5 protein-coding genes and 1 pseudogene are annotated in these 11,403 nt (G+C 46.3%); 1 reads left to right on the top strand and 5 read right to left on the bottom strand.

Going from position 1 to position 11,403, the window contains the following annotated elements:
• Positions 1-13: 13 nt before the first annotated feature.
• Both DWW90_RS02525 and DWW90_RS02520 read right to left on the bottom strand, forming a co-directional pair.
• Positions 14-2,389: an FtsX-like permease family protein gene (locus tag DWW90_RS02525; protein ID WP_122343881.1), complete on the bottom strand. Its 2,376-nt coding sequence runs from the start codon at positions 2,387-2,389 to the stop codon at positions 14-16.
• Between the two features lie 22 nt (positions 2,390-2,411).
• Entirely contained in the window at positions 2,412-4,796 is a 2,385-nt protein-coding gene (locus tag DWW90_RS02520; protein ID WP_122343880.1) for an FtsX-like permease family protein, read from the bottom strand.
• A gap of 857 nt (positions 4,797-5,653) precedes the next feature.
• On the opposite strand from DWW90_RS02520, the gene DWW90_RS02515 reads away from it, so the two are divergent.
• The gene (locus tag DWW90_RS02515) at positions 5,654-6,817 is read left to right on the top strand and encodes an MFS transporter (protein ID WP_122343879.1); all 1,164 of its coding nucleotides are present in this window, start codon (positions 5,654-5,656) and stop codon (positions 6,815-6,817) included.
• 4 nt (positions 6,818-6,821) lie between these two features.
• Here the strand turns inward: DWW90_RS02515 and DWW90_RS02510 are convergent.
• The 3 genes and pseudogenes from DWW90_RS02510 to DWW90_RS02500 form a co-directional block, all read right to left on the bottom strand.
• Positions 6,822-7,340 (bottom strand): annotated as a pseudogene (locus DWW90_RS02510) (glycoside hydrolase family 88 protein); the annotation flags it as partial.
• A 110-nt stretch (positions 7,341-7,450) separates the two neighbouring features.
• Positions 7,451-7,801, bottom strand: coding sequence for a hypothetical protein (locus tag DWW90_RS02505; protein WP_122343878.1), 351 nt, complete (start codon positions 7,799-7,801; stop codon positions 7,451-7,453).
• A gap of 25 nt (positions 7,802-7,826) precedes the next feature.
• The gene (locus tag DWW90_RS02500) at positions 7,827-11,237 is read right to left on the bottom strand and encodes a hypothetical protein (RefSeq protein ID WP_122343877.1); all 3,411 of its coding nucleotides are present in this window, start codon (positions 11,235-11,237) and stop codon (positions 7,827-7,829) included.
• Between the last annotated feature and the right edge of the window lie 166 nt (positions 11,238-11,403).

Genomic DNA, 11,403 nt, shown 5'->3' with positions numbered 1-11,403 from the left:
TAAATATTTGACACTATTCCGACTTCAGGCTATTCACCGGATCATCGTTCGCCGCATTCCAAGTTCGATAGACAATACACACGATAACAACCAGGCAGACAAACAACCCGCCGGAAACAAACATCCAGAGACTGAGCGGTATCTTTTCTATAAACTGCTCTTGCCAGCGTTCCGCGACATAATAGGTAATGATACATCCTAACACGATAGCAGGCAGGGCGAGCCATAAAATATCGGTCAGGAACATAGTCAGTATATCTTTCAATGTAGCCCCGTTCACCTTCCGGATAGCCAACTCTTTACGGCGACGGTTCACCTCGTCGTTCGTATAACCGATCAATCCGATCATGGAGATAAGCAACGTGATAATGCCGCCGATCAGGACCTGATCCCTGAACTTCCGGGAACTGCTGTACTGCTCTACCATCGAGACCGAATAAACCGAAAGCTTCATATCCTTATCCGGGATAAGTTCCTCTAACTTGTCATTTACTTTTGCAACGGCATCCGGGGTTATCTGATGGAATTTTACCAGCAGGTAATCCAGGGGCCGCTGCCGGTAGAACAATACGGAAGGCCGATCGTCCTGGCTGATAAGTGAGCCGATACGGTAATTTTCATACACCCCGCAAATCGTATAAAACTTAGAATCATAATTGGCATGTTCCGAAATATAAATGGATTTGCCGACCGGACCGTCAGACCAGTCCGTAAACTCTTTCATCTTTTCGACAAAAGCGCGGTTAACCATCACTTCATCCGATTTCGGGATATTCTCCGTAAACGAACGTCCTTCGATGACAGGAATCTCCATCAGTTTCAGAAAACCATTGCCGGACCAATACTGGTCTGCGATATTAAAGAGCTCTTTATCAGATTCGGGCAAAGCAATATTATTACCGGCCAGACTATCCCAAAAAGGCAATATGGTCGATGTCGTCACCGCCTCCACTTCCGGGATGCGCATCAATTCGTCCAACACCTTGTAACGAGTCGTCGAGTCGATCGCCGATATGCTGCAATAGGCCAGGCGGTCATAAGAATAGCCGGGATTACTGTTCACCATAAACATGTGCTGCCTCCCCACAATGATAAGCAGCGTGACCAAAAAACCGGCTGCAATAAACTGTAGGAACAACAGGCCGAGTTTCCAGACACGGCGGCTTTCACGGAAATTACGGAAAGCGGCTGCCACCGGAATACGTGCAAACAAAGCTCCCGGTACAAACCCCGTCACGAGAAAAACAACCACACATACCGCCAGCAGGATCAACGCTCCTTTCGAGAACAACAATCCTTCGACAGAAACATCCAGCAATTCGTGTATCATATCTCGGCCCAGGAAAATCAGAAAGACCGCTAACACGATCGAACAAACCATGTGTACCAGTGTTTCAGACATCATCATATTGTGGATATTCCCTTCCGAAGCCCCATACGATTTATGTACGGCAATCTCTTTCGTCCGGTTCACAATCGAAGAAATAGCAATCAGAATATAATTCATTACAGCCGTAAATAACAAGGCTAAGGCCAGGATAGCCAGCATCATAACCATGCTTTTCACCTCGCCTGATTTCTTATGCAAATCGAGAATCGGTTTCAATGTATAGGTCAGTTCCATTCCCCACCTCTTCATATCCTCCGCATTCTGATGGCGAAGCGCCATATCATGTATGGCCGGCGTAAGACTTTCGGCAGTGACGCCCGACACCAGGCGTACATACCCTTTATAGCGATCGTTACCCAACCAGTTCTCCAAACTCTCCTTATCCATTCCAGTCATGGAAACCAACATATCGTAACGCAGGTTGGCGTTCTCCGGTATATCCTCGAACACGCCTCCGATCGTCACTTTCGTTCCCGGATTATTATCGGGAATAATCGTCAGCCCCTCGACCTTCTCGATTCCGCCCATCTTTTCCGCCAAAGAGCGGGAAATCATCGCATACCAGGGTTTAGCCAATATTTTTTTCGGATTTCCGGACAGGATAGGACGCGGAAACAGATCAAACACATTACTATCCGCCATCATGATAAAACGAGCCGAATAACGTTCTTTATCAGAGGTTGAAAACAAAGATTCATCCCCTCCGATATAAGTAAGGCGGGTAGCAGCCTCCACACCGGGTACCTCATATAGCATACCGGGGGCTACAGCGCCGCTTACATTATAATAATCCGACTCCTTGCCATCTTGGCTATAATTTTCATAAATCTGATAAGTCCGGTCTGCATCCGGGTAGAAAGTATCGTACGACTGTTCAAAATAGATTTTGGCAATTAAGACCAAAGCCACCGACAAGCCTACGCTCAGCGATACAATCTTCATCATGTTATGCCTTCCTCCCTTGAAAAGCGAGCGAATGGCTATATTCAAATTTCTCATATCTATTATCCTTTTATATATACTATTCCGACTTCAAACTCTTCACCGGGTCCTCATTCGCAATACTCCAGGTACGCGCTACGACCATAACCAGGACAACCAGCCAGATTGCCAATGCAGAACCCGCAAAGATAAAGACGCTTAACGGTATCTTTTCGGAGAACTGTTGCAACCAGTTTTCCCCCATCCAATAAGAACTCATGACTCCTAAGAGCACGGCCGGGATAGCCATATAGAGTATATCTTTGGAAATAATAGCCATGATGTTCACGACTGTCGCACCATTCACCTTGCGGATCGCTATCTCTTTACGGCGGCGGGTCGTTTCGTCCGCAATATATCCGATCAGCCCGACAAGAGTGATCAGGAAAGTAACCAAGCCGCCCAGCATAACGGAATTACGGAACAGCCGGGAAGCCGAATACATATTGATGATACTGACTTCGTAAGAGTTTACCGAAATATCTTTATCCGGAAGAAGCTTCTGAATGGTTTTCTCTATGAGTTTCATATTCTCAACTGTAATATCTCCATGTAATTTCATTGAAACGATACTCCCCGGACGACTTGAATAGAACCAGACCGTCGGCGGCATGATTTCAGATCTGATCGCTCCGACACGCACTTCATCATAAACCCCGATAATCTCAAAGTCATTTGGTTTGCCATGTCCGCTTATATAAAGTTTCTTACCGACCACACCGTCTTTCCATCCTAAGGTCAACGCCAGTTTTTCAGCTGTCATCCGGCTGACCATCACGATACGCGCCGAATCGGAATAAGAACGGTCAAAGGCCTTTCCCTCAATCACTTTTATATCCATCAGCGAAATGTAATCTGCATCCATACGTCCCAGGTCATTAATATGTAAAACAACATCGTCAGAACCGTTCCGATAAATCATATTTCCTCCATCACCACCTCGAACCGGTAGTGAGCTTGAAACTGCAACAGCTTCTACTTCCGGCAACTTCCCCAATTCATCCATAACCATCCGGATGGCAGAACTCTCTACTCCGAAAAGAGAGGTATAGACAACCCGGTCGTATGAGTATCCGGGATTGTCCGTCACCATCTTCTGGTACTGCAAACCGATAATTGCCAGCAACGTAACCAGAAAACCGACTGCAACAAACTGGATAAACAGCAGTCCTTTTTTCCAAAGACGGCGCGATTCGGTATAGGAACGGAAAGCGACCGCCACCGGTACGCGGGAAAACAAATAAGAGGGAAACAGACCGGCAAACAAGAATACCAGTAGGCATACACCCGCCAACAACAATATTGTCTGCCATGTAAACAAAGCTCCCAAAGATGCCTTCAACAATTCCTCCACCATTTCACGAAGGGCAAGTATCAGCAAGGCTGAAAGTAGAACGGAAGCAAACAGGTTCACAAATGTTTCGGAAAAGATCATCCCCGATATGTTTTTACCGGAAGCCCCGTAGCATTTATGAATGGCAACTTCTTTAGAACGGACAACCAACGAAGAAACCATCAGCAGGATGTAATTCATCAAAGCCGCAAACAAAATAGAGAAAGCGATCAAAGACAACATGACCGCCATACCCTTTACGGCCGAAGAAGTTGCATAGACTTCTTTAAGGGGTTTTAAGGATAAACGATAAGTCATCCCCATCTCTTTCAACTTTTCGGGAGGGACATGACGATCCAGCATCTTGGCCATTTCAGCCTCCAATGCCTCCTGATCGGCTTCCGGTTGAACCTTAATATACCCATGATAACTATCACCGCCAAACCAGCCATTTTCATGCGTCCACCCCATAAGATCCTTAATAGAGCATAACGACAGAAGGACATCATACCTTAAATGTGAATTCTCAGGAACATCTTCAAACACACCGCCAATCGTGATAACCCGGCCGGGAAAAGAAGCCAGCTCGAACGACATTCCGGTTACATCCTTTCCCTCTCCTATCCTCTCGGCCAGACTTTCGGAAACAAGTACATACAACGGCCTTGATAGAATCTGTTTCGCATCTCCCGTTAACACTTTACGCGGCAGGACATCGAAGAAACATTCATCCGCCAACAGGAAATCGGCTTTATATTTATTCTTATCAGACATGAAAAACACCGAATTACCCACCCAAAAAGTACAACGGGTTGCGGCGACCACCCCCGGAATCTCAAGCTTCATTCCCGGGGCAACACCTCCACTGACGAAGTCCATATCGTCCATTTTCTTTTCACCCGCTTCCATATTCTCCCGTATCTGGTAGATGCACTCGCTATCCGGATAAAAATCATCATAGGAAAGCTCGAAACAGACTTTGGCGATCAGCACCAAGCCCATTGCTAACCCTACCCCCAATGATAAAATCTTGATCCCGTTACTCCTGCCTTTTTTGAAAAGGGAACGCAATGCGATATTCAGGTTTTTCATATCAGTTTGTTTTTATCGATTTGACATTAATTCCATATCTATTGAAGAATAATCAAAAAACATGCCAAAAGATACAAGTAGCTAACACACAAGTACTTATACACAAGTCTTAATTTCCATTCTGTCTAATATTTGTACACCACTGTCTAATAATTAGACAGTGGCGGTGTGTCAAAACACCCTTGTCCCCGCGCTTGACGCGAGGCCGCAAAAGAACAGGCCTTATCAATCAGTTGTTTATACGGTCGGTTTTAATGCGATCCCGCGTCAAGCGCGGGAACAGGGCAGTTTTGACACACCCTCACCCGTGCAGGGGGGGTTATTGTATAAAACGTATTTTTCAAGATCAAAAGGCATCCGAAACAAAATAAATGTTAATCCGCTTTTTTGACCTCAAAAAGGGACTTTTCCGCCTTTTTTGAGCGTTTTCAACAATTATGACCGTCCTCTTTGCCATTGTGACCGTGCTAATGTGTAGTGCACTCGGCACCTCGCGAAGATTAGGACGGTCGTAATGGCGATTTGGACGGTCGTAATGGAAAAGAGGACCGTCTTTAGGGCAAAAAAGCACCTGAATTTCCTTGCGATATTTGGGACGCCGTCCGTTTTATTTTCAAATATTCGATTCTCCGGGAGTTAAGCTTTATCACTTTGACAGCCTTTCCGGTTTCCGGCAATCAAATTGCATGCTTTTCGGAACAACCTCGGCACCTCTTTTCATCTGTTGTCAGACAAAAAGGGCAAAACCATGAAAAAAGTCAATCCAAAATGGATCAAGATTTCGGACGAAATAGAAAAACGGACGAAATGGGGGTTATTGTATTTTGTTTTAATTTGCATTTCGTACCTTTGCAGGCATGAAACGGAATATACTGGCGCTCTATCTGATTAAACTCTCCAAATGGTTTACATTGGTCATGCCTATCATCGTGCTTTTCTATGAAAAACATGGATTAGGGTTGCAGGATGTGTTTATTCTGAAAAGTGTCTATTCGGTAGCGGCTGTGGCGTTAGAGATTCCTTCCGGTTACCTGGCTGACGTATGGGGACGGCGCAAATGTTTGATATTGGGGTGTATCCTTTTCTTTTTCGGGTACTTATGCTATTCCTTTACCTCCACTTTCACCGCATTTCTTTTTGCCGAATTACTGTTGGGGACCGGACAAACATTGGTGAACGGTGCCGATTCGGCTTTGTTGTACGATACGACCGCCCAATATAAAAAAGAGAACTTATATCTCCGGTATGAAGGACGCATCACGATGATCGGCAATTTTGCAGAGGCCGTTGCCGGCATATTCGGCGGGCTGTTAGCTGCTTATTCGCTTCGTTTTCCTTTTTACGCACAGGCCGTTATTGCTTTTACGGGTATTCCGGCGGCATTTGCACTGAGGGAGGTCAACCGTTCGAACAAGATTCAAAATCCGGTCAATGAGATTATGCGAATCATTAAATATTCGTTGGTCACAAATAAAAAACTTTGCTACAACATCATGTTTTCCGGAATCATCGGGGCGGCAACACTGACAATGGCCTGGTTCGTGCAGCCGATATTGATGTTCCTGAAAACCCCTATATCCTGGTATGGCATCATCTGGACGGTCCTGAACCTGACAGTCGGTCTGGCTGCCCTCTGGTCAGACCGGGTAGACCGCTATTTCGGGCCGCGCAAGATGGGAATCCTGATCCTTGTCGTGATCGTAGGCGGTTATGTTTCGCTGGCTTTCAACCTGACTTACGCCGGACTTGCCATCCTGCTCGTCTTCTACGTTTTCCGCGGTTTCGCCACTCCGATCCTGAAAGGCTACATCAACCAGATGACCTTTTCCGACATGAGAGCGACAGTGCTTTCCATCCGTAACTTCATTATCCGCCTGATGTTCGCTGCTATCGCCCCCTTTATCGGTTGGCTGAATGATATGTACTCGCTCCGGATTGCCCTGCTGGTTTCAGCCGGAATTATCCTGGTACCGGGCGCGCTCTTCCTCGGGTTGCAGTTCGGAAAAACGGAAGAGGGATAATTTTTTACTCACATAACAAAGCATATGTACACCACAACATCGGAGCCTGTCCGTGAAAATCACCTGCAACGCGGGGACGATCGTAATAATATTGGAGATCATTCTGCTTGTTCGTTCCTACGCAAACCTCTTCCACATCGCCATCCTTATTGATATAGGGGACTAAAGCAATCCAGGCTTTCCGGGCCACCGGTCCATATTCCGCAGCATCCAGCCAACCTTTTTTCACGCCCATAATCATAGCGTATGTAAACATGGCCGAACCGGATGTTTCCGGCCAACAATCTGCTTTATCAACCAATTGGTTCCACATGCCACTTTCACTCTGGTAATCTTTCAGATTTTTCATCATCAACCGGTATCCTTCCAGAATCCGGGCACGATTCGGATTGTCTTTCGGAGTAGACAGTAACAACTCTGCCATGCCGGCAGCCATCCATCCATTGCCTCTGGCCCAAAAATAAGGGACATCGGAAGCATGATAGAACAGTCCGTTCGGACGTTGTAATTCATTCAGATATAATTGGCAAAACCAAGAGTACAATTTTTTTATTCCAAAAGTATAAAAATAATTTGGCGCTTAAACATCCTCTATATGGTGTTTAAGCGCCGTTTTATTGATAACAGCTTTTACTACAAAGCAGGTTCTTCCGATAGCGGTTCGTCCAAAATTTTGATATATGTCGGCATCGTGAACTCGGAGAACATCCCGTTGCGGTCGATGAAGTCAACTCGCTCTTTGAGATATGACAGTTCTTCATCTGTCAAGTCTATATCTGTTGTTTCCGTTATGGCCGCTGCATCTGTAAAACCTATGTTGATCTGGCTACCTCCTAAGTCTTTAACGACAATTCGTTTCTGATCAACCTCCGAAATGGTAATCTTACGATCGATCGAGACTTTCAGTTCCATGTTTTTTCTCGTGTCAAACTGTGGTAACACGGTGTTCAGGATCAATGCCCTGTCTTTTAATGTCAGTTTCATACGCAAACTTTAAATGTTTTAATTGTTATGTATCAGCGTTTGGATCATATTCTCGCATCTTTCGTGCACCAACGCATAAACCTTTTGCGAATACAAGCCATGTGTCACTGTTATCAAATCGGATAGCACCATCAAGCCCCGACAGCATACGCCCTTTTGCACTTTTTGCAACATATTGGTCAGACCATATTTTTGAGGCGAACGCGGAACCGTCGAAATAACCGGCCCAGCTATCCAAAGAGCTTGGATAAGCCGGAGAGGACTTGCTGGATCCATATATTGCAGCAGACCCAAGAGTCGCTCCAACAGCCTTTACCCCAAACTTTCCGTCTGTTGCCGGATTGAAATACACGTCAACAACACCTTCGTAATCTTTGCTATACCCGAGTTTTAACGAACGAGATACGCCACCAAAATAATCAGCCTGATTCCAAATTAAACGGCCTCCTCGGCTATTACTGTCAATACCTTCGACTGAAAAACGTCCGATCTTGCCACCTGACATGTAAGCCATGCCGTTTTGCGTAACCCGGAAAGGGGCGCTCTCAGGGGTTGAACTGCCAGCCCAGAAACGGACAGAGGTGGCGGCTGTGCCTACGCCGGTAAGCCCGGCCATGTTGTTCTGCAGGCGGATGGCCGTTTTTGCCATCACCTCTCCGGCGTTAGAGACTTGGAACGTCGGGTTGTCTTTCGTCCCGCCACACCATAGCCGGATCGTCCCATCGGCACGCATCCCGGCGGTCGATCCGAACGTCAGGAATCCGGAAGCGGTGACAATTCCACGGTCGATTGTGACTTGCGTATTGCCATCGATATCGGCTTTCTGCCAGTCCGAAGGATTGTAGCTTGAACCGGCTGATCGGGATGTCTTGCAAATAAACATGCTGCTGTTTTTTGTCCCGTATGTGATCCATTGGTCACCTACATCATATGGCGGATATGGGGTTGCAGTAAATACGCGGCGTTTACTGTCGGCTTTCACGTCGGCGGCGGTGGCAGCTGCCTTAGCGGCTTCGACTGCTGCCGGATCGACGATTTCACGCCAAATGTTGGAAGACGGACCAATGTAGGTTTGCAGCACTCCGGTCGATGTATTGTACCACATATCTCCAACGTGTTCCGGCTCCGTTCCTGAAGGCCAACTATTCCAGGGATTCGACGATTGGTAGTAGGTATCTATCTTTCCATCAATCTGGTTCTGGAGATTATCCTTAATGGAATTGAGTAAATCTTTGGTACCGTAGATAGAGAGGTCCGGTTTGTCTGTAATGTTGTTATAGCCTGATGCAGACTTGAACACAAACTTTCCACCAAATTCGCCCTGGGCGACATTGAAATAGGTCTGTCCGTCCGGACTCACGATCATGCCTACCGTTATGCGTCCCGGCAGTATCTCGGTGAATCCGTATACCGTGACAAAACTACGTTCGTTTTCATACTCGCTTGACAATGCCCCGGTCAGGAAATAATAGTAACCATCTCCGGGGTCCATCTTATAAGGGGGTTTACTCAATAAGAATGTACCGGTTGTACCTGATTTACTACATTTTGAATACAGGTACATGGCGGTTATTTCGTCCAAGGGCGGCGATATATAGGCCGACATGTTCCAATACTTATATTCAGATGCGGCATGAGAGGAAGACAGTTTATCAACTCCTAACGTCATGTGTTGTAAGATGGTTGTCGGGATAGTGAATACTTTCGTTTGTTGGTTGTATTTGAAATCCGGGATAATTTCTGACGGGTTTGTCTTGCTGTTTATAAATCGGAATTGAAGGCTTTCGTCACCGACCAGCATCGCCATTGTCTGGATCGTGATCGGGTTGATGGAGGCACTGAATCCGGATATGGCGGCTTCTAACATAGACAAAGCTTCGACGGCATCGCGCCAACGACGTTTGGTGAAAGACAACGCTTCATTATGCCGTTCTTCATCTTTTACTTCGTTCCCTTCCAGTTTGCCCAGGTCGGAAGAAAGGAAACCGGCGACGGGTGTGTTTGACAGTTCCAGCTCCGGGCCATGCGGATTGTTGATGTAATCCTTTACCCCGGTAATCCGGATCGGCAGGCCGTCCGGTTGGAACTGCGTATCGCTAAACAGGATATAGCTGCCCGGTTGCAGCCTGCCACCGATCTCCAGCCATTTCTTTTTTGCCCAGATGCCATCCAGTTCACCGGTGAATGTGAAACACTCTTCTTCATGCTCATACAGGTATTTGACCGCCTCGCGGAACATATCCCAAGACGCCCCTGTTTGAGTCGTATTGTCACATACATAGGCGGACGGCAAAGAGATATGGAAGATCGCGTATGTGTCACCGACAGCAGGCTTGAACGTGTCGTTTGGCATGATCGTGCCGTCGATTTCCTGCGGGCGGATCTTAAATCTTCGTTCAGCGTGAATATAACCGGTCAGAGCATCATCTGTCTGTTCGAGGTCAAATTCCTTTCCGGTCATGATCCCGCTCTGGAAGATGATCGTCGCTTTTTCTCCGGCGATCCGGCATTGGGAATAATCAAGCGCATCCGGGATTGTATTATCTTTGAAGTCGTAGAAGTTCTTGGTAGCGTCGACAGCGATCACTTCGCTGATCGTACCCACACGGGACGGATAGATGTTTGCGGCGTCATAACCGTCTTCGTTGTATGTCGTCAGTTCACGATCCGCACGGGTGATAAACATCCCATCCGCATCCGTTTTATATCTTCTCCCTTCGTATTCTATTTCCTGCCCTTTTGGTAATAACAGGGTTGAACTACCGTAGGCCGAAACATCTATGTTACGGTCTCCTCCCTGGACATACAGGATGGAGACAGGAACCTTTTCGCCTTGGTTCTGGCGAGCCACACCTGTTTTAAAGCCGTTACCTTTGCCGTATGACAACGGGAGCGGGTCATCTCTGAAACGTTCGACTTTTCCAAAATTTACAGTTTTGCCGACAAATTCAAATTCAGTGTTCCATTCGTCAGCCATCCGGTTGAGAACCTCCATACAGGTCTCATGGTTAAAGGCCAGGGCCTTTTCTGAGGCTTCCATACAAGTTCCCAACGTCCATCCGGAATCATGCAGGTTTAAATTATCTACCAGCAGTTGCATAAACAGACGTGGCTTGGCAGTAAGGGGAAACTTCAATTTATGAGGTTTCGCTGATAACAGCTTGTATTTCGTCCGGTTCAGAAGTTCCCACCAGCCACCGAACTCGACATTATATTCCAAGTTACGTTCCCCGTGTTTGGTCAGGTTCTCCGGTTTCCATAGAGTGTATCGTTGTCCCTGGAAGTCGATATAACTATAGATCGGAATCTCAATGTGCTGGGTTAAGGAGAAATAAAGGTAAACCTTATCTCCCTGCCGGATAGCCCGGTAACGATAACTATTATCATCTAACGGAATATCAAGTATAATTTGACCTGTTTTATTGTATATAACCATAACCTTTGATCTTTAATGTTTACATTTGTACGGCTATTCATACAGCCACCCTCAATTTTTCCTTTTTACAGGGGAGTTTTGTTGTGAAACAAGGCTCCCCGTTTGTTTCATTATTTGTCAGTTGTGAACTATATTTTTAAACCTTTTCCATCGTTGTACAAAGTCG

Source organism: Parabacteroides sp. AF17-28 (assembly GCF_003479205.1).
Classification (GTDB): Bacteria; Bacteroidota; Bacteroidia; order Bacteroidales; family Tannerellaceae; genus Parabacteroides; species Parabacteroides acidifaciens.
Note: the sequence above shows the minus strand (reverse complement) of the source record. Positions and strands in the feature narration are given on the sequence as shown.

Coding starts and splice junctions, on each gene's coding strand:
- DWW90_RS02525 (WP_122343881.1), bottom strand. CDS start 2,389: ATGAGAAATTTGAATATAGCCATTCGCTCGCTTTTCAAGGGAGGAAGG.
- DWW90_RS02520 (WP_122343880.1), bottom strand. CDS start 4,796: ATGAAAAACCTGAATATCGCATTGCGTTCCCTTTTCAAAAAAGGCAGG.
- DWW90_RS02515 (WP_122343879.1), top strand. CDS start 5,654: ATGAAACGGAATATACTGGCGCTCTATCTGATTAAACTCTCCAAATGG.
- DWW90_RS02505 (WP_122343878.1), bottom strand. CDS start 7,801: ATGAAACTGACATTAAAAGACAGGGCATTGATCCTGAACACCGTGTTA.
- DWW90_RS02500 (WP_122343877.1), bottom strand. CDS start 11,237: ATGGTTATATACAATAAAACAGGTCAAATTATACTTGATATTCCGTTA.